Below are 19,847 nucleotides of genomic sequence, written 5' to 3'. Positions count from 1 at the left end.
CGGCATGAAAAGCCGGTGGTCGAGCATCATTCGGGTTTGAGCAGAAATTCTGGGGCGCTGTGCGCCCCAGAATCTTTAAGAGGTATGAATGACACCCTGGCTGACAGTAGTAGGCATCGGCGAAGACGGCTTCCCTGGCTTGGGCAAACAAGCCAGGCGCGCCCTGCTGGGTGCCACGAAGATTGTCGGCAGCCCCCGCCAGCTGGCCCTGCTGCCGCACTGCACGCGCGCTGAACAACTGCCCTGGCCCAGCCCATTCTCGCTGAACCCGGTACTGGCCCTGCGTGGCGAGCCGGTGTGCGTGCTGGCCAGCGGCGACCCCATGTTCTACGGCGTCGGGGCCAGCCTGGCGCGCCTGGTGCCCGCGGCCGAAATGCGCGTGCTGTCGATGCCCTCCTCCTGCGCCCTGGCAGCGGCCCGCCTGGGCTGGCCACTGCAGGACCTGCACGTGGTGTCACTGGTGGCGCGGCCGCTGGCTGCCCTCAACGCCCACCTGTACAGCGGCCTGCGCCTGCTGGTGCTGAGCAACGATGGCGACAGCCCGGCGGCCATCGCTGCACTGCTCTGCGAACATGGCTTCGGGCCCAGCCGCCTGCAGGTGTTCGAGCACCTCGGTGGCGAAGCCGAACGCACGCTGGTCGGCACTGCCCAGGACTGGCCGCACACCGATATCGCTGCGCTCAACCTGGTGGCCATCGATTGCCAGGCCACGCCCCACGCCCCCCGTCACCATCGCCTGGCCGGGCTGCCCGACAGCGCCTTTCGCCACGACGGCCAGCTGACCAAGCGCGATGTCCGCGCCATGACCCTGGCGCGCCTGGCACCGCAGCCAGGCGAACTGCTGTGGGACGTGGGTGCTGGCTGCGGCTCGATCGGTATCGAATGGATGCGCGCCCACCCGGCCTGCCGCGCCCTGGCCATCGAGGCCGACGAAGGCCGCCAGGGCTTCATCGAACATAACCGCGATGCGCTGGGTGTTCCCGGCCTGCAGCTGGTTCGCGGCAAGGCGCCGGCAGCGTTGCATGGGCTGGAGCCGCCCGATGCCATTTTCATCGGCGGCGGCGTCACCCGCGAAGGGGTGCTCGACCTGTGCTGGGCCAGCCTGCGCCCTGGCGGGCGCCTGGTGGCCAATGCGGTGACCCTGCAAAGCGAACTGGCCTTGGCGCATTTTCGCCAACAGCACGGCGGCGAACTGACCCGCGTGCATGTCGCCCATGCCCAGCCACTGGGCGCGTTCGACACCTGGCGCCAGGCGCTGCCGATCACCCTGCTGGAAGTGCAGAAACCCGTCGATGCGTGAAGAAACCCGCGAACAGCCCGCCCCACTGCGCAGCGGCCTGACCACCGGCAGTTGCGCCACCGCCACCAGCCTGGCGGCAGCCAAGCTATTGCTCACCGGGCAGCGTGACGACGCCGTGGCTATCACCCTGCCCAAAGGCAAGGTGGTGCAGATGCGCCTGGAATTCTGTCGCCTGGTGGGCGAATGCGCCGAAGCCGGGACCGTCAAGGATGCCGGCGATGATCCCGACGTGACTCATGGTGCGCTGCTGTACACCCGGGTGCGCCTGCTGGGCGAACCGGGGGTGCGTTTTGTCGCTGGCAGCGGCGTCGGCACCGTGACCCGCCCGGGGCTGGTGCTGGCGGTCGGTGAACCTGCCATCAACCCGGTGCCCCGGCGCATGATCAGCGAGCACCTGCAGCGCCTGGCCGATGAGTGTGGCCACCCTGGCGGCTTCGAGGTCACGGTCAACGTGCAGGGTGGTGAACAGTTGGCGCTGAAGACCATGAATCCGCGCCTGGGCATCCTCGGCGGCCTGTCGATCCTCGGCACCAGCGGTATCGTGCGGCCATTCTCCTGCGCCGCCTATATCGCCTCGATCCACCAGGGCATCGACGTAGCTCACACCAACGGCTACACCCACATCGCCGCCTGCACCGGCAACGCCAGTGAAGACACCATGCGCCGTGTCTACGGCCTGCCGGAAATCGCCCTGATCGAAATGGGCGACTTCGTCGGCGCGGTGCTCAAGCACCTGCGCAAGGTGCCGGTGCCGCGCCTGACCTTGTGCGGCGGCTTTGGCAAGATCAGCAAGCTGGCTGCCGGGCACATGGACCTGCACAGCCGCCATTCCAGCATCGACCTGCCGCAGCTGGCCGGCTGGGCAGTTGCGATCGGTGCTGACACAGCCCTGCAAGCCGCGATCATCGACGCCAATACCAGCCAGCAGGCTCTCGCACTGGCGCATGCGGCCGGTATCGCGCTGGGTGATGCGGTGTGCGCCCATGCCCTGGCCTTTGCCCGCAGCGTGGTGCCGGCGGCAGTGCAGGTGGAAGTGTTCGCCATCGACCGCCAGGGCGGCATTGTCGGCAAGGCTGGCGTGGCATGACCGCCCGTATCCTGCTGCTGGGTGGCATCACCGAGGCCCTGGCCATCGCCCGCCGCCTCGGCCCGCAGCATGTCTACAGCCTGGCCGGTATCGGCCGTGCGCCGCAGGACCTGCAATGCCAGGTGCGGGTCGGTGGCTTCGGTGGCGCCGAAGGCCTGGCGCGCTACTTGCGCGAGTCGGGCATTACCCTGCTGATCGACGCCACCCACCCCTATGCAGCACAGATCAGCGGCAATGCCGCCCAGGCCGCACGCAGCGCCGGCATCCCCTGTTGGGCCCTGCGCCGCCCGGCCTGGCAGGCGCAAAAGGGGGATGACTGGCGCGAAGTGGCAGACTGGGCGCACTTGATCGCAGCACTGCAGCCGTTTCGCCGGCCGCTGTTTACCCTGGGCCGTGAGCCGCTGCAGCACCTGGACGAAATTCCGCCACAGCAGTTCTGGACCTTGCGGGCACTGGAGGCCTGCCCCGGCAATGAGCGCTGTGAAGTGATCGGTGCGCGCGGGCCGTTTGTTCTCGAGGATGAACGGGCATTGTTCCAGCGGCGCAACATAGACGTGTTGATCAGCAAGAACAGCGGCAGCGTGGCGACCGAACCCAAACTGGAAGTGGCGCGTGAGCTGGGGGTGCCGGTGCTGGTCCTGAAACGCCCGGCGTTGCCAGCGGTGGACCGTGCATTCGACACGCCGTTGGCACTGCTGGCCGCGCTGGGCGTGCACTGACAGCTTTTTCGGATTTTTCCGTACGCCCTGCAAGTGGCCCAGTAGCGCCCCGCTGCCTTACACTCAGCACCTCCCCCTGGAAGGCGCAACCCATATGGAAATGCAATGGTGGATCTGGCTGCTGTTCGGCATCGGGCTGATCCTGTTGGAACTGGTCCTGCCGACATTCTTCATCCTCTGGTTCGGCATCGGTGCCGTGCTGGTCGCGCTGGTTGCCCTGGCCGCGCCCAGCCTGGCCCTGGACATGCAGGTACTGCTGTGGGTGGTGCTGTCATCGGCCACCACCGCGCTGTGGTTCAAGCTGTTCCGGCGCAAGCAGCCGGATGTGCGCTGGACCGCCGACAGCGTGATCGGCGAAGTGGGCCTGCTGACCGCCGCGGTGTCGGAGTTCCACAAGGGCCGCGTGCGCTTCCAGAAGCCGATCCTCGGCAATGAAGAATGGACCTGCATCGCCGACAGCGAAATCGCCGCCGGCGAGCGGGTGCGCCTGACCGCCATCGAGGGCAATACCGCCCGCGTCATCCGGGCCTGAAACCGCACAAAAAGGAATTTTGCATCATGACCAGCCTCATCGTCGTTGGCGCCATCGCGCTGTTCGTTCTGATCACCGTGTTCAAGGGGGTTCGCATCGTGCCCCAGGGCGAGGAATGGATCGTCGAGCGCCTGGGCCGCTACCACAGCACCCTCAAGCCCGGCCTTAACATCGTCATCCCGTACATGGACGTGGTCGCCTACCGCCTGCCCACCAAGGACATCATCCTCGATGTGCAGGAGCAGGAAATCATCACCAAGGACAACGCGGTGATCGTCGCCAACGCCCTGTGCTTCGCCAAGGTGGTCGACCCGCAGAAAGCCTCGTATGGCGTACAGAACTTCTCCTTCGCCGTCACCAGCCTGACCATGACCTCGCTGCGCGCGATCGTCGGTGCCATGGACCTGGACGAAGCGCTGTCCAGCCGCGAGCAGATCAAGGCTCGCCTGCGCGAGGCTATGTCCGAGCAGACCGAAGACTGGGGCGTGACCGTGCGTTCGGTGGAAATCCAGGACATCAAACCCTCGGAAAACATGCAACTGGCCATGGAGCGCCAGGCTGCCGCCGAACGGGAGCGCAAGGCCGATGTGACCCGTGCCGAAGGCGCCAAGCAGGCGGCCATCCTGGAAGCCGAAGCGCGCCTGCAAGCCGCCAGGCTGGACGCCGAAGCGCAAATCAGCCTGGCCGAGGCTTCGGCCCGGGCTATTTCGTTGGTCAAGGAAGCCGTGGGCAACGAAACCGTGCCGGCCATGTACCTGCTGGGTGAGCGCTATGTCGGGGCGATGGAAAACCTGGCCGGGAGCAACAATGCCAAGGTGGTGGTGTTGCCGGCGGACCTGCAGGAAACCGTGCGTGGGCTGATGGGGCGTGGCAAGGCTTGATAGCACCACGCGCTGCGTCACTTCACCGCACCCCGCGTATTTACCTATACTCCGCCTTACAATACCCACCACGATTCCTGACCGGATCTCTCCATGCCCCCACGTCGGCACATCGCCTGGATAGCCTGCCTTGCAGTGCTGTTCAACCTGCTGGCCATGCCGCTGTCCTCTGCCGCGCCCAAGGGCCCGGCCGAGCAGCTGCTGTGGGGGGCCTTCTGTTCCAGCATGGCCAACAAGGCCAAGGTCGATGTCCAGGCACTGGCCAAGATCGACCTGGGGCCGCAAAGCGACGACAGCGCCGCCTTGATGAACTGCTGGTGCTGCTCTGGCGCCGCGCCGCTGTTGGCCCTGCCCGCATACCCGCCGCAATTGCACAACCCGCCGACACTGTTCGCCGGGCTGTTGCCGCCACCGGCTGACTACCAACCCACGCCGCGCCAGCTCTGGCCTGCGTTAAACCCCCGTGCCTCTCCGCTGGCCTGAGTTCCGTCGTTGTCTGCCTGAACCTGAAACAGAACGGAGATTCACCATGCTCAAGCACGCCCTCGTCCTGGCCGCCCTGATGCTGCCTGGCGCTTTCGCCAACGCCCACGAATACAGCGTGGGTGACCTGCACATTGCCCACCCCTGGTCGCTGCAGTTGCCACCCAATGCGCCCAACGTGGCGGCGTATTTCGTGGTGCACAACAACGGCCAGGCCGACGACCGCCTGCTCAGCGTCGACAGCCCGATCAGCGATGATGCGCAACTGCACGAACATGCCATGAGCGCCAACGGCGCCATGAAAATGCAACAGGTACCCAGTGTGGTGGTGCCCGCCGGCAAGGACCTGACCTTCGCCCCCAGTGCCTACCACGTGATGCTGATGCAGCCCAAGGATCGCAGCCTGCTGGTCGATGGCAAGCGCTTCCCGTTGACCTTGCACTTCGAGAAGGCCGGCGATGTCACCGTCGAAGTGGCCGTGCAGAAGCAAGCGCCAGCGAACCAGCCGCAAGCGCACGAACACGCACACTGACCGCAGCTGACAGGCGCTGGCCATGAGCCTGCCCTACCCCCGCATGCGCCGTACCACCCGCCCTGACCGCAGGCGCGCCGGTGGCGGATGGCTGAGCCTGTTCGCCATGTGGATGATCTTCATCGGCCCGCTGATTTCCCAGGCGATGCCGATGAACCACCACGCCGGCATGGCCATGCCGATGGACATGCCCATGCCGGCTGCCCATCAGCACGCTGGCGACAGCCATCACGGCCACGGCAGCGACGGCCAGCTGCATGTGATGTGGGAAAAGTGCGGCTACTGCAGCCTGTTGTTCAACTGCCCGGCCCTGCCCCAGGCCCTTAGCCCACTCAGCGCCGGCAGCGTCGTCCCCACCAGCCACCTGATTGCACCCACGCACCAGGGCCATGCCCGGCAGGCTGTATTCCCCGGTGCGCGCAGCCGTGCACCGCCTTCCTCGATCAGCGCCTGAACCCACATTTTGTGCACGAAGCCAGCGGGCTTCGCGCTACCTCATGACTGATCGACTGGAATCATTATGTCTGGCTGCACCCCTGTTTTTGCCTTGTCCCTGCGTGGGACCATCGCCGCACTGTGCGGCTCGCTGCTTGCGCCGGTAGCCCTGGCCGCCGAGCTGAGCCCGACGGTCGTCACCGCCGTGGCACCGAGTTCGCCGTTGACCGTGGTCACCACCCCGAAAGACCCACGCCAGCCGGTGCCGGCCAGCGATGGCGCCGACTACCTGAAAACCATTCCCGGTTTCTCGGCGATCCGCGCCGGCGGTACCAACGGCGACCCGGTCCTGCGCGGCATGTTCGGCTCGCGCCTGAACATCCTCACCAATGGCGGGCTGATGCTCGGCGCCTGCCCCAACCGCATGGACGCGCCGACCTCCTACATTTCCCCCGAAACCTATGACCGGCTGACCGTTATCAAGGGCCCGCAGAGCGTGATCTGGGGGCCAGGCGGTTCGGCGGGCACGATACTGTTCGAACGCGAACCCGAGCAGTTCGGCAGCCTCGGCAGCCGGGTCAATGCCAGCCTGCTGGCCGGCTCCAACGGCCGTTTCGACAAAGTGCTGGATGCCGCTGCCGGGAACAGCCAGGCCTATGCACGGTTCGTCGGCAACCAGTCGCGCTCGGACGACTATCACGACGGTAACAACGACACCGTGCCGTCACGCTGGGACAAGTGGAACGGCGATGTCGCCCTGGGCTGGACGCCCGACCAGGACACCCTGCTGGAGCTGACCGCCGGCAAGGGCGATGGCGAAGCCCGCTACGCCGGGCGTGGCATGGACGGCTCGCAGTTCAAGCGCGAAAGCCTGGGCCTGCGCTTTGAAAAGTCCAACCTCGGCGAGGTGCTGGACACGCTTGAAGCGCAGGTCTACTACAACTACGCCGACCACGTGATGGACAACTACAGCCTGCGCACGCCCTCGGGCAGCGGCATGATGGGCATGCCCATGGTCAGCAACGTAGACCGCCGCACCCTGGGCGCACGCATCAAGGCCACCTGGCGCTGGGCCGACGTACAACTGATCAGCGGCCTCGACGCGCAAACCAACGAGCACCGCCAGCGTGGCGGCATGGGCGTGGACGCGCACAAGGGCCAGGCCTGGACCAAGGACGCCGACTTCCACAACTACGGTGCCTTCAGCGAACTGACCTGGTACGCCACGGGTGAGGACCGCCTGGTCAGCGGTGCCCGCCTGGACCGCGCCTCGGCCCGCGACTTCCGCCAAGGCAGCGCCACCCAGGGCGACACCCGCGCGGCCACCCTGCCCAGCGGCTTCGTGCGCTACGAACATGACCTGGCAGGCCTGCCGGCCACCACTTACATTGGCCTGGGCCATGCCCAGCGCTTCCCCGACTACTGGGAGCTGTTTTCGCCCAAGCTGGCACCGCCCGGTGCGGCCAACGCTTTCGACGGCATCAAGCCCGAGAAGACCACCCAGCTGGACTTCGGCATCCAGTACCGTAGCGAACGCCTGGAAGCCTGGGCCTCGGGTTATGTCGGGCAGATCCGTGACTACATCCTGTTCGACTACCGCCCCGGCATGATGGGCATGAGCACCTCGCAGGCCCAGAATGTCGATGCGCGTATCATGGGTGGCGAACTGGGCGCGGCCTACCAGCTGACCGAGCACTGGAAGGCCGATGCCAGCCTGGCGTACGCGTGGGGCAAGAACAGCAGTGACGGCAAGGCGCTGCCGCAGATGCCCCCGCTGGAAAGCCGCCTGGGCCTGACCTACAGCCGTGATGTGTGGAGCGTCGGTGCGCTGTGGCGGCTGGTGGCGGCGCAGAACCGCATCGCCGAGAACCAGGGCAACGTGGTCGGCAAGGACTACGAAAAAAGCGCCGGCTTCGGCGTGTTCTCGCTCAACGGCGCCTACAAGGTCAACACCAACCTCAAGCTCAGCGCCGGGGTCGACAACCTGTTCGGCAAGGCGTACGCCGAGCACCTGAACCTGGCCGGCAACGCCGGGTTCGGCTACCCGGCAAGCGACCCACAGCCGGTCAACGAGCCAGGCAGGACGTTCTGGACCAAAGTCGATTTCAGCTTCTGACACTAACCACGGGCGCAGCTTCGGTTGCGCCCATCTGCGGGTCAAAAGGAGGTTCCCATGAGAGGAACACGCATCAGTTTCTATAACCTGGCCTGGCGTTGGCACTTTTATGCGGGGCTGTTCGTGGCCCCCTTCATGATCCTGCTGGCCATCACCGGGATCATCTACCTGTTCAAGCCGCAACTCGACCCAGTGCTGTACCGCGACCTGATGGTGGTCGAAGCCGGCCATCATCGCCAGGCCGCCGATACGTTGCTGGCCGAGGTGCACCAGGCCTACCCCAATGGCCACGTGGGCCAATACCTGCCGCCGTTGAATGCCGAGCGCAGCGCGCAGTTCGTGGTGCATGACGGCGGGCGAGAATTGAACGTCTTCGTTGACCCTTACAGCGGCAAGGTCCTCGGCGAACAGGACGGCAAGCTGAACCTGCAGGCCATCGCCCGTGCCCTGCATGGCGAACTGATGGTCGGCACCGTCGGTGACCGCCTGGTGGAACTGGCTGCCGGCTGGGGCATCGTGCTGGTGGTGTCGGGCCTGTACCTGTGGTGGCCACGCGGGCGCACCGGCGCCGGGGTAGTGTGGCCCCGGCTGTCGGCACGTGGCCGCCTGCTGTGGCGCGATCTGCATGCGGTAACCGGGTTCTGGGGTTCGGCCTTGCTGCTGTTGATGCTGCTCAGCGGCATGACCTGGACCGGCCTGTGGGGCAAGCAGTACGCCGAGCTGTGGAACCGCTTCCCGGCGGCCATGTGGACCAACGTGCCCAAGTCCGACCAGCAGGCAGGCGAACTGAACGACGCGCACCGCCAGACCGTGCCGTGGGCCATGGAAAATACGCCCATGCCGCAGTCTGGCGCGCATGCCGAACACGCCGGGCACCACATGATGTCGGCCAAACCGGCAGCGCCGCAGGTAAGCCTGCAGCAGGTCGAAGACATCGCCACCGCGCGGCAGGTCGAGCCGGGCTACAGCATTACCCTGCCCACCACCGCCGATGGGGTGTTCACCGTCGCCGTGTTCGCCGATGACCCGCGCAATGACGCCACCCTGCATGTCGACCAGTACACCGGCAAGGTGTTGGCCGACGTGCGCTGGCAGGACTACAGCCCGGTCGCCCGTGCCACCGAACTGGGGGTGATGCTGCATGAAGGCAGGATGTTTGGCGTGGTCAACCAGGTCATCATCCTGCTGGTGTGCCTGATGATCCTGCTGGGCTCGGTGAGCGGGCTGGTGATGTGGTGGAAGCGCCGGCCCGAGGGCGGCCTGGGCGTACCGCCGCTGCGCCATGACCTGCCGCGCTGGAAGGCGGCGGTGGCGGTGATGCTGGTGCTGGGGGTGATGTTCCCGCTGGTGGGGGTGTCGATGGTGGTGATGTGGGCGGTGGACAGCCTGGTGGTGAGGCGCCGCCGGGTGTTGGCCAGCGCCTAATTGTGCATGAGCAGTGAATGACAAGCTGAATGCCGCAGGTGCCTAGAGCACGAGTGGGAGCAGAAGCTGTCATTCACCGCTCCCACAATGAATCGCGCAGGCTTGTCAAATTTTGGGAAAGACCGTTGCTCCTACAACGAACTGCGTTGGCTTTGTAGAGAGGGCGGCACAGGCATCACACTGCTACCCAAATGCAGAGTCGATCTGTCACGCCCCGAATTGGGACGCCCGTGTTAGCCTAGCCGGCTACCTCTGACAAGAAGACTGACCTTTACAAGGGAATGCTGCCTATGACGCAAACCTCACCCACAGCGCCAGATGAACCGCATCTGCAGCGCAACCTGACCAACCGCCATATCCAGCTCATCGCCATCGGCGGCGCGATCGGCACCGGCCTGTTCATGGGCTCGGGCAAGACCATCAGCCTGGCCGGCCCATCGATCATCTTCGTCTACATGATCATCGGCTTCATGCTGTTCTTCGTCATGCGCGCCATGGGCGAGTTGCTGCTGTCGAACCTCAACTACAAGTCGTTCATCGACTTTTCCGCCGACCTGCTCGGGCCCTGGGCTGGCTACTTCACCGGCTGGACCTACTGGTTCTGCTGGGTGGTCACCGGCATCGCCGATGTTGTCGCCATCGCCGCCTATACACAGTTCTGGTTCCCCGACCTGCCGCAGTGGATACCCGCGCTGACCTGCGTGGCGCTGCTGCTGTCGCTGAACCTGGTAACGGTGAAAATGTTCGGTGAGCTGGAGTTCTGGTTCGCCCTGGTCAAGATCGTCGCCATCCTCGGCCTTGTCGCCACCGGCCTGTACATGGTCATCACCGGCTTCACCTCGCCCAGCGGGCGCACGGCGCAACTGGCCAACCTGTGGAATGACGGCGGCATGTTCCCCAACGGGGTGATGGGCTTCTTCGCCGGCTTCCAGATCGCCGTGTTCGCCTTCGTCGGCATCGAGCTGGTCGGCACCACCGCTGCCGAAGCGAAAAACCCCGAGCGCACCCTGCCGCGGGCGATCAACTCGATCCCGGTACGCATCATCGTGTTCTATGTGCTGGCGCTGATCGCGATCATGGCGGTGACCCCATGGCGCGACGTGGTACCGGGCAAGAGCCCGTTCGTCGAGCTGTTCGTGCTGGCCGGCCTGCCGGCCGCGGCGAGCATCATCAATTTCGTGGTGCTGACGTCGGCCGCTTCGTCGGCCAACAGCGGCGTGTTCTCCACCAGCCGCATGCTGTACGGCCTGTCGCAGGAAGGTGATGCGCCCAGGGCGTTCGAGAAACTGTCCAGCCGCTCGGTACCTGCCAACGGCCTGTACTTCTCCTGCACCTGCCTGCTGCTGGGGGCGGTGCTGATTTACCTGGTGCCGAACGTGGTCGAGGCATTCACCCTGGTGACCACGGTGTCGGCGGTGCTGTTCATGTTCGTCTGGACGCTGATCCTGCTGTCGTACCTGAAATACCGCAAGCAACGGCCGGCGCTGCACCAGGCGTCGAAGTACAAGATGCCGGGCGGGCGCTTCATGTGCTACGTGTGCCTGGTGTTCTTTGCCTTCATCCTGGTGTTGCTGAGCCTGGAGGCCGACACCCGCTCGGCGCTGGTGGTAACGCCGATCTGGTTCCTGTTGCTGGCATCCACTTACCAGGGCGTGCGCAGCCGCCGTCAGCCGCGTTCCACAGTGCGCAACGGTTAATGGCCTTTGGGGCTGCTTTGCGGCCCCAATCCTGTGCACGCAAACCCCACAAGCACCATGCTGGCCCGCGCAAACGCCCCAACACCTCGCACCACGGCTCTATCCCGCCCGTTTCGCCGTTAGGCACACCCCTTGCAACGCTCCTCCCGCTTGCCCAACACATAAAAACCAGCGGAGAGAGCACATGAAGCGTCGTAGTCTGATCAAGGCCTTTACCCTCAGCGCATCGATTGCGGCAATGGGCCTGAGCTGGAGTATCCAGGCCGCCGAAACCATCAAGGTCGGCATCCTGCATTCGCTGTCGGGGACCATGGCCATTTCCGAGACGTCGCTCAAGGACATGGCGCTGATGACCATCGAGGAAATCAACGCCAAAGGCGGGGTCAACGGCAAGATGCTCGAACCGGTGGTGGTCGACCCGGCCTCCAACTGGCCGCTGTTCGCCGAGAAGAGCCGCCAGCTGCTGACCCAGGACAAGGTCGCGGTGGTGTTCGGCTGCTGGACCTCGGTGTCGCGCAAGTCGGTGCTGCCCGTGTTCGAGGAACTCAACGGCCTGCTTTTCTACCCCGTGCAGTACGAGGGTGAAGAGATGTCGCCAAACGTGTTCTACACCGGCGCCGCCCCCAACCAGCAAGCCATCCCTGCGGTGCAATACCTGATGAGCGAAGACGGCGGCAGCGCCAAGCGCTTCTTCCTGCTGGGCACCGACTACGTCTACCCTCGCACCACCAACAAGATCCTGCGGGCCTTCCTGCACAGCAAGGGCGTGGCCGACAAGGACATCGAAGAGGTGTACACGCCGTTCGGCCACGCCGACTACCAGACCATCGTCGCCAACATCAAGAAGTTCTCCGCAGGCGGCAAGACGGCGGTCATCTCCACGGTCAACGGCGACTCCAACGTGCCGTTCTACAAAGAACTGGCCAACCAGGGCCTGAAAGCCACCGACGTGCCGGTGGTGGCGTTCTCGGTGGGCGAAGAAGAGCTCCGCGGTATCGATACCAAGCCGCTGGTGGGCCACCTGGCGGCGTGGAACTACTTCGAGTCGGTGGATAACCCGGTCAACCAGAAGTTCGTCGCCGACTGGAAAGCCTACGCCAAGGCCAAAGGCCTGCCAGGTGCCGACAAGGCGGTAACCAACGACCCGATGGAGGCCACCTACGTGGGCATCCACATGTGGGCCCAGGCGGTTGAGAAAGCCAAGTCCACCGACGTGGACAAGGTCCGCGAGGCCCTGGCCGGCCAGACCTTCAAGGCACCGTCAGGCTTCACCCTGACCATGGACAAGACCAACCACCACCTGCACAAACCGGTGATGATCGGCGAGATCCAGGATGACGGGCAGTTCAGCGTGGTCTGGGAAACCGAGCAGCCGCTGCGGGCGCAGCCATGGAGCCCGTTCATTCCAGGCAATGACAAGCGGCCAGATTACGCCGTGAAAGGTAACTGAGTGCAGGGGGCTGCTTTGCAGCCCATTCGCGGGCTTGCCCGCTCCCACAGGATCCCCACTGCCCTCTGGACCGGTGAAATCCCTGTAGGAGCGGGTTTACCCGCGAAGAATCCAACACCGATTTCCAGGATTGCCCGCATGCTCAGACTCCTGCTCACACTTCTCCTGCTAATGCCCTTGGCAACCCACGCCAGCGAGGGCGAATTCTTCCTCACCGCCAAGCCCGCGGAGCAGGCCCAACTGCTCGGAAACTGGGCAGCGCAACCCGATGCTGCACGCCTGCCGCTGTTGGAAAACCTGCGCCAGGGCCGCATCGCCGCCGACGACACCCGCAAGCTGCGCCTGAACAACCGCCTGCGCGGCTTGATCGACAATGCCCTGGCCAGCCACCAGTTGCTCAGCGCCGACAGCGACACCCGCCTGGCTGCCGCCCAGCAACTGCAAAAAAGCGCACAACCGGCGCAAATGGCGTTCCTCGACCGGCGCTTCGCCAGCGAGCCGGACGCTGCCGTACACGCAGCCCTGGGCCTGGCCCTGGCCAATTTGCAACTGGGCGCCAGCGACCCCGCCGTACGCCTGGCCGCCGTACGCCTGCTGGGGGAAACCGGCGACCCGCTGGCCCGCACGCGCCTTGAAGCGCTGCTGCAACCCGACGCGGAAAGCGACCCGGGCGTGCGCACCGCTGCCGAAACCAGCCTGGCCCAGGTGCAGCGCAAGCTGCTGTTCGGCGAGCTGCTCGGCCAGGCCTTCAGTGGCCTGTCGCTGGGGTCGATCCTGCTGCTGGCGGCGCTCGGCCTGGCGATCACCTTCGGCCTGCTGGGCGTGATCAACATGGCCCATGGCGAGATGCTGATGCTCGGCGCCTACAGCACCTATATGGTCCAGGTGCTGGTGCAGCGTTATGCCCCGGGTGCCATCGAGTTCTATCCGCTGATCGCCCTGCCGGTGGCCTTCGCCATCAGCGCCGGCGTCGGCATGGCGCTGGAGCGCACGGTCATCCGCCACCTGTATGGCCGCCCACTGGAAACCCTGCTGGCCACCTGGGGGATCAGCCTGATCCTGATCCAGGCCATCCGCCTGCTGTTCGGCGCGCAGAACGTCGAAGTCAGCAACCCGGCATGGTTGTCGGGCGGCATCCAGCTGCTGCCCAACCTGGTGCTGCCCTACAACCGCCTGGTGATCATCGGCTTCGCCCTGGCGGTGGTGCTGCTGACCTGGCTGCTGCTCAACCGCACGCGGCTGGGCCTGAACGTGCGGGCGGTGACCCAGAACCGCAACATGGCGGCATGCTGCGGTGTGTCTACCGGGCGCGTCGACATGCTGGCCTTCGGCCTTGGCTCGGGCATTGCCGGGCTGGGCGGCGTAGCCCTGAGCCAGGTGGGCAACGTCGGCCCGGACCTGGGCCAGAGCTACATCATCGACTCGTTCCTGGTGGTGGTGCTCGGCGGGGTCGGGCAACTGGCCGGGAGCCTGTGGGCGGCGTTTGGCCTTGGTATTGCCAACAAGCTGCTGGAACCCCAGATCGGCGCCGTACTCGGCAAGATCCTCATCCTTGCGTTGATCATTCTGTTCATCCAGAAGCGCCCGCAAGGCCTGTTCGCCCTCAAGGGACGGGTAATCGACTGATGAACCAGCCACTGCTAGTCACCGCTACGCAAAAGGCCGGGCCGCGCCTGTCGCTGGCCATCGGCGCCGTCGTCACCCTGCTGCTGGTCGCCCTGCCGCTGTTGTCGCTGCTCCCGGCGGACCACGCCTTGCAAGTGTCGGCCTATACCCTGACCTTGGTAGGCAAGATTCTCTGCTACGCCATCGTCGCCCTGGCCCTGGACCTGGTCTGGGGCTACGCCGGCCTGCTGTCACTGGGCCACGGCCTGTTCTTCGCCCTGGGCGGGTATGCCATGGGCATGTACCTGATGCGCCAGGCGGCCGGGGACGGCCTGCCCGGGTTCATGGCTTTTCTGTCGTGGACCGAGCTGCCATGGTACTGGGCCGGAACCCAGCATTTTGCCTGGGCCCTGTGCCTGGTGGTGCTGGCCCCTGGGCTGCTGGCGCTGGTGTTCGGTTGGTTCGCCTTCCGCTCGCGGATCAAGGGTGTGTACTTCTCGATCATGACCCAAGCCCTGACCTTCGCCGGCATGCTGTTGTTCTTCCGCAACGAAACCGGCTTCGGCGGCAACAACGGCTTCACCAACTTCCGCACCATTCTGGGCTTCGACATCACCGCGCAAGGTACCCGCGCCGTGTTGTTCCTGCTGACGGTCGGCCTGCTGCTGGCCAGCCTGTACCTGTGCTGGCGGCTGACCCGCAGCAAGTTCGGCCGCCTGCTGACCGCAGTGCGCGACGCCGAGAACCGCCTGATGTTCTGCGGTTACGACCCGCGCGGCTTCAAGCTGCTGGTGTGGGTGCTCAGCGCCGTGCTGTGCGGCCTGGCCGGGGCGCTGTACGTGCCCCAGGTGGGCATCATCAACCCCAGCGAAATGTCGCCGACCAACTCCATCGAAGCCGCCGTGTGGGTAGCCCTTGGTGGCCGTGGCACGCTGATCGGGCCGTTGCTCGGCGCCGGCCTGGTCAATGGCATGAAAAGCTGGTTCACCGTGGCCTTCCCGGAATTCTGGCTGTTCTTCCTCGGTGCGCTGTTCATTCTCGTCACCCTGTACCTGCCCAAGGGCGTGGTCGGCCTGTTGAAAAAAAGGAGCCAGCCATGAGAGGCGTGCCCCCGGTGCATCCCGAATTCATGCTCGAACCGGTATTCGACCCGCTCGGCGCCGGCCGCGACGCCATCGGCCTGGGCCACACCCGCAAGGCGGGCCTGGATACCCGCCACGGCACGGTGCTGAGCCTGGAAGACATCAGTGTCAGCTTTGACGGTTTCAAGGCGCTGAACGCGCTCAACCTGTATATCGGGGTGGGCGAGTTGCGCTGCATCATCGGCCCCAATGGCGCCGGCAAGACCACCCTGATGGACGTGATCACCGGCAAGACCCGCCCAGACAGCGGCACGGCCTACTTTGGCGACACCCTCGACCTGACCCGCCTGGGCGAGTACCAGATCGCCCAAGCCGGGATTGGCCGCAAGTTCCAGAAACCCACGGTGTTCGAGGCGCTGACGGTGTACGAGAACCTGGAGCTGGCGCTGAAGACCGACAAATCGGTATGGGCCAGCCTGGCTGCACGCCTGAGCGGCGAGCAGCGCCAGCGCATCGAAGAGGTGCTGACAACCTTGCGCCTGCTGCCGCTGGCCCAGCGCCAGGCGGGCCTGCTGTCGCACGGGCAGAAGCAGTTCCTCGAAATCGGCATGCTGCTGGTACAAGAGCCGCAGTTGCTGTTGCTGGATGAGCCCGTGGCGGGCATGACCGATGCCGAGACCGAGTTCACCGCCGAGCTGTTCAAGGGCTTGGCCGGCAAGCATTCGCTGATGGTGGTCGAGCACGACATGGGGTTCGTCGGCAGCATCGCTGACCACGTGACCGTGCTGCACCAGGGCAGTGTGCTGGCAGAAGGGTCGCTGGAGCAGGTGCAGGCGGATGAGCGGGTGGTCGAGGTGTACCTGGGCCGCTAGACAGGGATACCTGTGCCGGCCTATTCGCGGGTAAACCCGCTCCCACAGGTAATGCACAAGTCTTGAAATCTGTGCGGTCCCTGTAGGAGCGGGTTCACCCGCGAATAGGCCGGCACAGGCACAGCAACACTTTCAGGAACACCAACATGCTCAAGATCGACACCCTGCACCAATACTACGGCGGCAGCCACATTCTGCGCGGCCTCTCCTTCGAAGCCAAAGTCGGCGAAGTGACCTGCCTGCTGGGCCGCAACGGGGTCGGCAAGACTACCCTGCTGCGCTGCCTGATGGGCCTGGTGCCCGCCCGGGATGGCAGCATCGAATGGGAAGGCAAGCTGATTACCGCGCTCAAACCCCAGCAACGCGTACACGCCGGCATCGCCTACGTGCCCCAGGGCCGTGAGATTTTCCCGCGCCTGACCGTCGAGGAGAACCTGCTGATGGGCCTGTCGCGTTTCCCCGCGCGGGAGGCCCGCGAAGTGCCAGCCTTCATCTACGAGCTGTTCCCGGTGCTTGAGCAAATGAAGCAGCGCCGGGGCGGCGACCTGTCTGGCGGGCAGCAGCAACAGCTGGCCATCGGCCGCGCCCTGGCCAGCCGGCCGCGCCTGCTGATCCTCGACGAACCGACCGAAGGCATCCAGCCGTCGGTCATCAAGGAAATCGGCGCCGTCATCCGTCGCCTTGCCGCACGGGGGGACATGGCGATCCTGCTGGTGGAGCAGTTCTACGATTTTGCCGAAGAGCTGGCCGACCAGTACCTGGTCATGGCCCGTGGCGAGATCGTGCAGCGCGGGCGCGGCGAAAACATGCAAGCCGAGGGTGTGCGCGGCCTGGTAACCATTTAACCTGCAAGCACCGTACTTGCGAGACCCAGTCATGAGTTACCAGCTGCGCGATGCCCTGCCCGCCGACGTGCCGGGCATCCTCGATATCTACAACGACGCCGTGCGCACTACCACGGCGATCTGGAACGAAACCCCGGTAGATCTGGCCAACCGCCAGGCCTGGTTCGAAGCCCGTGCGCAGCAGGGCTATCCGATCCTGGTGGCTGTGGATGATACGGGCGTGCTGGGCTATGCCTCGTTTGGCGACTGGCGGCCGTTTGAAGGTTTCCGCCTGACCGTGGAGCACTCGGTGTACATCCGCGGCGACCAGCGGGGCAAGGGGCTGGGGGCGGTGTTGATGGCCGCGCTGATCGAGCGTGCACAAAGCTGCGGCAAGCATGTGATGGTCGCGGCCATCGAAAGTGGCAATGCGGCGTCGGTCCGCCTGCATGAGCGGCTGGGTTTCGTGGTGACCGGGCAGATGCCCCAGGTTGGCGTGAAGTTCGGCCGCTGGCTGGATTTGACCTTCATGCAGCGGGTACTGAACCCGGGAGCTGAACCAGGCTGAAATGCGGCCGCTTGTGGGAGGGCCCTTTCGCGACACAAGGCCACTCCCACAAAGGCCGGCGCGCAAGCCTACATTTGGGTAAACCTGCCCAGCCGCTGCTTCAACATGCTGTTCTCGCTGCGCAGCTGCTGCACTTCCTGCAACAGCTCCAGCGCCAGCGCCACCCCTTCCCACTCCAGCTCCAGTTCCCGGTGCAGCTTGGCCGCGCGCTTGGCCAACAACGGCGCCTGATCGTCAAACAGCCAGTCCTCTGGCGTTCGGCCAGAAGGCTCGACAATGCCGTGCTCGACGATTTCGATCACGCAGTCCGCCGTGACATCGGCTTCCTGACACAGGGTACGCATGTCCAGTTGAACGATCAGGGTGCTGCTCATGATCACTTACTCCATTGTGTCCTCGGGTTGAACGCCGCTTTCTCGGCGAGCTTCGCCCACAGTTCGCGGGCAGACTCGTCGGATGCCGGCGGCATCACCACCTTCAGCTGTGCATACAGGTTACCGCGCTCACCGTGCTTGCTCGCCAAGCCTTTGCCCGGTACACGCAGGCGCTGGCCGCTCTGGCTGTCCGGGCGGATGGTCAGGTTGATCTTGCCGTCCAGGGTGGGTACCGCAACCTTGGTGCCCAGCGCAGCCTCCCATGGCGCCAGCGGCACGGTGATGATCAGGTCATGGCCTTCAACATCGAACAGCGGGTGCGGTGCCATGCGAATGGTCAGGAACAGGTCGCCATTGGCCCCGCCGCCACTGCCCGGCGCGCCCTGGCCCTTGAGGCGGATACGCTCGCCATCGGTGACCCCGGCCGGAATCTTCACGTTCAGGGTTTTGGTGGTGAAACCGGTGCGCTGGCCCATGGCATTGGTTTGCGGCACCTGGAAGCTGATCTGCTTGGACTCCTTGCTCAGAGTTTCTTCAAGGAATACGGCCAATTCAAGTTCCACGTCCTGCCCCCGCCTGCCGGCACTGCGTTGCTGCTGCCGGCCACCACCGAAGGGGTTGCCACCACGGTTGCCGAATATCGAGCTGAAGAAGTCGGAGAAATCGCCGCCCTCGAAGCCGCCACCGCCACCGCGGTTTTCCCAGCCCGGCGGCGCCTGGAATGGCCGGCCGTGCTGGCCGCCATACTTGCGGATCTCATCGAACTCGGCGCGTTTCTGCGCGTCGCCCAGAACCTCGTAGGCCTCATTGGCCTCTTTGAATTTGTCCTCGGCGTCGCGTTCCTTGCTGACATCGGGGTGGTACTTGCGTGCCAGCTTGCGGTACGCGGCCTTGATCGCCTTCTCGTCCGCCGTGGGCTCTACGCCAAGTATCTTGTAATAGTCTTTGAAGTCCATCTGTGGATCACCAATGTGAAAGTGCGTGTTGCAACTGAAGATGCTACTGAAGATAGGGGTCAAGCATAGCCTTTCAAGACCGCCTTGGCTTTGCTCCATCGCAGACGACTGGTCTTGATTCTGTAGCCAACTGGCATAAACTGCGCGGCCGTTTTGCCTCCGGAAGCCTTTTCCCATGTCTGACGTAACCCCGGCCCGTGCCCTGGGCATCGACTTTGGCACCTCCAACTCCACGGTTGGCTGGCACCGCCCTGGGGTCGAGTCGCTGATCGCCCTGGAAGACGGCAAGATCACCTTGCCCTCGGTGGTGTTCTTCAACATTGAAGAGCGGCGCCCGGTCTATGGCCGCCTGGCACTGCACGAGTACCTGGAAGGCTACGAAGGCCGCCTGATGCGCTCGCTGAAAAGCCTGCTGGGCTCCAAGCTGATCAAGCACGACACCAGCGTGCTGGGCAGTGCCCTGCCGTTCAAGGACCTGCTGGGCATGTTCATCGGCGAGCTGAAAAAGCGTGCCGAGGCGGCCGCGGGCCGCGAGTTCGACCAGGTCGTGCTGGGGCGCCCGGTATTTTTCGTCGACGAAGACCCGGCCGCCGACCAGGAGGCCGAGGACACCCTGGCCGAGGTGGCACGCAAGCTCGGCTTCAAGGACGTGTCGTTCCAGTACGAACCGATTGCCGCCGCGTTCGACTACGAGTCGACCATCAGCCGCGAAGAGCTGGTACTGATTGTCGACATTGGCGGGGGTACCTCGGACTTCACCTTGATCCGCCTGTCGCCAGAGCGCCACCTGCTGGCCGAGCGCCAGAGCGACATCCTGGCCACGGGCGGCGTGCACATTGGCGGTACCGACTTCGACAAGCAGTTGAGCCTGCAGGGCGTGATGCCGCTGTTCGGCTACGGCAGCCGCAT

At 65.0% G+C, this 19,847-nt stretch carries 20 protein-coding genes; 18 read left to right on the top strand and 2 right to left on the bottom strand.

Annotated elements, in window-relative coordinates; translation table 11 throughout:
* Positions 1–88 precede the first annotated feature (88 nt).
* The 17 genes from cbiE (at position 89) to GYA94_RS07090 (ending at position 17,608) form a co-directional block, all read left to right on the top strand.
* Positions 89–1,300 (top strand): precorrin-6y C5,15-methyltransferase (decarboxylating) subunit CbiE, encoded by a 1,212-nt coding sequence (gene cbiE / locus GYA94_RS07170; RefSeq protein WP_161892023.1) that lies wholly within the window; start codon positions 89–91, stop codon positions 1,298–1,300.
* On the top strand, positions 1,293–2,387 hold the full coding sequence (locus tag GYA94_RS07165; RefSeq protein WP_161892022.1) for a cobalt-precorrin-5B (C(1))-methyltransferase: 1,095 nt from the start codon (positions 1,293–1,295) through the stop codon (positions 2,385–2,387). Before cbiE ends, GYA94_RS07165 begins: the two co-directional genes overlap by 8 nt.
* A complete protein-coding gene (locus tag GYA94_RS07160; protein WP_161892021.1) occupies positions 2,384–3,106 on the top strand; it encodes a cobalt-precorrin-6A reductase in 723 nt (240 codons plus the stop codon). The genes GYA94_RS07165 and GYA94_RS07160 overlap by 4 nt, the downstream gene beginning before the upstream one ends.
* 94 nt (positions 3,107–3,200) lie before the next feature.
* Positions 3,201–3,638, top strand: coding sequence for an NfeD family protein (locus tag GYA94_RS07155; RefSeq protein WP_110676679.1), 438 nt, complete (start codon positions 3,201–3,203; stop codon positions 3,636–3,638).
* A gap of 26 nt (positions 3,639–3,664) precedes the next feature.
* The gene (locus GYA94_RS07150; RefSeq protein ID WP_009683275.1) at positions 3,665–4,519 is read left to right on the top strand and encodes an SPFH domain-containing protein; all 855 of its coding nucleotides are present in this window, start codon (positions 3,665–3,667) and stop codon (positions 4,517–4,519) included.
* A 93-nt stretch (positions 4,520–4,612) separates the two neighbouring features.
* On the top strand, positions 4,613–5,002 hold the full coding sequence (locus GYA94_RS07145) for a DUF2946 domain-containing protein (RefSeq protein WP_054904938.1): 390 nt from the start codon (positions 4,613–4,615) through the stop codon (positions 5,000–5,002).
* Positions 5,003–5,048: 46 nt separating this feature from the next.
* The gene (locus GYA94_RS07140) at positions 5,049–5,534 is read left to right on the top strand and encodes a copper chaperone PCu(A)C (RefSeq protein WP_009683277.1); all 486 of its coding nucleotides are present in this window, start codon (positions 5,049–5,051) and stop codon (positions 5,532–5,534) included.
* 22 nt (positions 5,535–5,556) lie between these two features.
* Positions 5,557–5,988, top strand: a complete 432-nt coding sequence (locus GYA94_RS07135; RefSeq protein ID WP_054914067.1) for a DUF2946 domain-containing protein — start codon at positions 5,557–5,559, stop codon at positions 5,986–5,988.
* Between the two features lie 66 nt (positions 5,989–6,054).
* Positions 6,055–8,085, top strand: coding sequence for a TonB-dependent copper receptor (locus tag GYA94_RS07130; RefSeq protein ID WP_161892020.1), 2,031 nt, complete (start codon positions 6,055–6,057; stop codon positions 8,083–8,085).
* A 57-nt stretch (positions 8,086–8,142) separates the two neighbouring features.
* Positions 8,143–9,510 (top strand): PepSY-associated TM helix domain-containing protein, encoded by a 1,368-nt coding sequence (locus tag GYA94_RS07125; protein WP_161892019.1) that lies wholly within the window; start codon positions 8,143–8,145, stop codon positions 9,508–9,510.
* A 290-nt stretch (positions 9,511–9,800) separates the two neighbouring features.
* The gene (gene cycA / locus GYA94_RS07120; RefSeq protein ID WP_161892018.1) at positions 9,801–11,207 is read left to right on the top strand and encodes a D-serine/D-alanine/glycine transporter; all 1,407 of its coding nucleotides are present in this window, start codon (positions 9,801–9,803) and stop codon (positions 11,205–11,207) included.
* Positions 11,208–11,391: 184 nt separating this feature from the next.
* Positions 11,392–12,657 carry an urea ABC transporter substrate-binding protein gene (gene urtA / locus GYA94_RS07115; protein ID WP_161892017.1) on the top strand — a complete coding sequence of 422 codons (1,266 nt, stop codon included), beginning with the start codon at positions 11,392–11,394 and terminating at the stop codon, positions 12,655–12,657.
* Positions 12,658–12,795: 138 nt separating this feature from the next.
* Entirely contained in the window at positions 12,796–14,283 is a 1,488-nt protein-coding gene (gene urtB, locus GYA94_RS07110; protein WP_110676669.1) for an urea ABC transporter permease subunit UrtB, read from the top strand.
* Entirely contained in the window at positions 14,283–15,362 is a 1,080-nt protein-coding gene (gene urtC / locus GYA94_RS07105) for an urea ABC transporter permease subunit UrtC (RefSeq protein ID WP_009683284.1), read from the top strand. Before urtB ends, urtC begins: the two co-directional genes overlap by 1 nt.
* Positions 15,359–16,216: an urea ABC transporter ATP-binding protein UrtD gene (gene urtD, locus GYA94_RS07100; protein WP_029885711.1), complete on the top strand. Its 858-nt coding sequence runs from the start codon at positions 15,359–15,361 to the stop codon at positions 16,214–16,216. The genes urtC and urtD overlap by 4 nt, the downstream gene beginning before the upstream one ends.
* 146 nt (positions 16,217–16,362) lie before the next feature.
* A complete protein-coding gene (urtE, locus tag GYA94_RS07095; protein ID WP_110676665.1) occupies positions 16,363–17,061 on the top strand; it encodes an urea ABC transporter ATP-binding subunit UrtE in 699 nt (232 codons plus the stop codon).
* 31 nt (positions 17,062–17,092) lie between these two features.
* Positions 17,093–17,608 carry a GNAT family N-acetyltransferase gene (locus tag GYA94_RS07090; RefSeq protein ID WP_161892016.1) on the top strand — a complete coding sequence of 172 codons (516 nt, stop codon included), beginning with the start codon at positions 17,093–17,095 and terminating at the stop codon, positions 17,606–17,608.
* A gap of 68 nt (positions 17,609–17,676) precedes the next feature.
* Here GYA94_RS07090 and GYA94_RS07085 read toward each other — a convergent pair whose 3' ends face one another.
* Both GYA94_RS07085 and cbpA read right to left on the bottom strand, forming a co-directional pair.
* Entirely contained in the window at positions 17,677–17,982 is a 306-nt protein-coding gene (locus GYA94_RS07085; RefSeq protein WP_009683288.1) for a chaperone modulator CbpM, read from the bottom strand.
* Between the two features lie 2 nt (positions 17,983–17,984).
* Positions 17,985–18,938, bottom strand: a complete 954-nt coding sequence (gene cbpA, locus GYA94_RS07080; RefSeq protein ID WP_009683289.1) for a curved DNA-binding protein — start codon at positions 18,936–18,938, stop codon at positions 17,985–17,987.
* Between the two features lie 175 nt (positions 18,939–19,113).
* Here cbpA and GYA94_RS07075 point away from each other — a divergent pair.
* A partial coding sequence (locus GYA94_RS07075) for an Hsp70 family protein (RefSeq protein WP_161892015.1) occupies positions 19,114–19,847 on the top strand: 734 nt, incomplete at its 3' end.

This window comes from Pseudomonas juntendi, assembly GCF_009932375.1.
GTDB classification, from domain to species: domain Bacteria; phylum Pseudomonadota; class Gammaproteobacteria; order Pseudomonadales; family Pseudomonadaceae; genus Aquipseudomonas; species Aquipseudomonas juntendi.
This window is presented reverse-complemented; position numbering and strand designations above follow the sequence as displayed.

What these genes read in the sequence shown, in the direction of transcription:
- urtB (WP_110676669.1), top strand. Translation starts at nt 12,796, where the DNA reads ATGCTCAGACTCCTGCTCACACTTCTCCTGCTAATGCCCTTGGCAACC.
- GYA94_RS07145 (WP_054904938.1), top strand. Translation starts at nt 4,613, where the DNA reads ATGCCCCCACGTCGGCACATCGCCTGGATAGCCTGCCTTGCAGTGCTG.
- urtC (WP_009683284.1), top strand. Translation starts at nt 14,283, where the DNA reads ATGAACCAGCCACTGCTAGTCACCGCTACGCAAAAGGCCGGGCCGCGC.
- GYA94_RS07085 (WP_009683288.1), bottom strand. Translation starts at nt 17,982, where the DNA reads ATGAGCAGCACCCTGATCGTTCAACTGGACATGCGTACCCTGTGTCAG.
- cbiE (WP_161892023.1), top strand. Translation starts at nt 89, where the DNA reads ATGACACCCTGGCTGACAGTAGTAGGCATCGGCGAAGACGGCTTCCCT.
- cycA (WP_161892018.1), top strand. Translation starts at nt 9,801, where the DNA reads ATGACGCAAACCTCACCCACAGCGCCAGATGAACCGCATCTGCAGCGC.
- GYA94_RS07125 (WP_161892019.1), top strand. Translation starts at nt 8,143, where the DNA reads ATGAGAGGAACACGCATCAGTTTCTATAACCTGGCCTGGCGTTGGCAC.
- urtE (WP_110676665.1), top strand. Translation starts at nt 16,363, where the DNA reads ATGCTCAAGATCGACACCCTGCACCAATACTACGGCGGCAGCCACATT.
- GYA94_RS07140 (WP_009683277.1), top strand. Translation starts at nt 5,049, where the DNA reads ATGCTCAAGCACGCCCTCGTCCTGGCCGCCCTGATGCTGCCTGGCGCT.
- GYA94_RS07160 (WP_161892021.1), top strand. Translation starts at nt 2,384, where the DNA reads ATGACCGCCCGTATCCTGCTGCTGGGTGGCATCACCGAGGCCCTGGCC.
- urtA (WP_161892017.1), top strand. Translation starts at nt 11,392, where the DNA reads ATGAAGCGTCGTAGTCTGATCAAGGCCTTTACCCTCAGCGCATCGATT.
- GYA94_RS07130 (WP_161892020.1), top strand. Translation starts at nt 6,055, where the DNA reads ATGTCTGGCTGCACCCCTGTTTTTGCCTTGTCCCTGCGTGGGACCATC.
- GYA94_RS07090 (WP_161892016.1), top strand. Translation starts at nt 17,093, where the DNA reads ATGAGTTACCAGCTGCGCGATGCCCTGCCCGCCGACGTGCCGGGCATC.
- GYA94_RS07135 (WP_054914067.1), top strand. Translation starts at nt 5,557, where the DNA reads ATGAGCCTGCCCTACCCCCGCATGCGCCGTACCACCCGCCCTGACCGC.
- GYA94_RS07155 (WP_110676679.1), top strand. Translation starts at nt 3,201, where the DNA reads ATGGAAATGCAATGGTGGATCTGGCTGCTGTTCGGCATCGGGCTGATC.
- GYA94_RS07150 (WP_009683275.1), top strand. Translation starts at nt 3,665, where the DNA reads ATGACCAGCCTCATCGTCGTTGGCGCCATCGCGCTGTTCGTTCTGATC.
- cbpA (WP_009683289.1), bottom strand. Translation starts at nt 18,938, where the DNA reads ATGGACTTCAAAGACTATTACAAGATACTTGGCGTAGAGCCCACGGCG.
- urtD (WP_029885711.1), top strand. Translation starts at nt 15,359, where the DNA reads ATGAGAGGCGTGCCCCCGGTGCATCCCGAATTCATGCTCGAACCGGTA.
- GYA94_RS07165 (WP_161892022.1), top strand. Translation starts at nt 1,293, where the DNA reads ATGCGTGAAGAAACCCGCGAACAGCCCGCCCCACTGCGCAGCGGCCTG.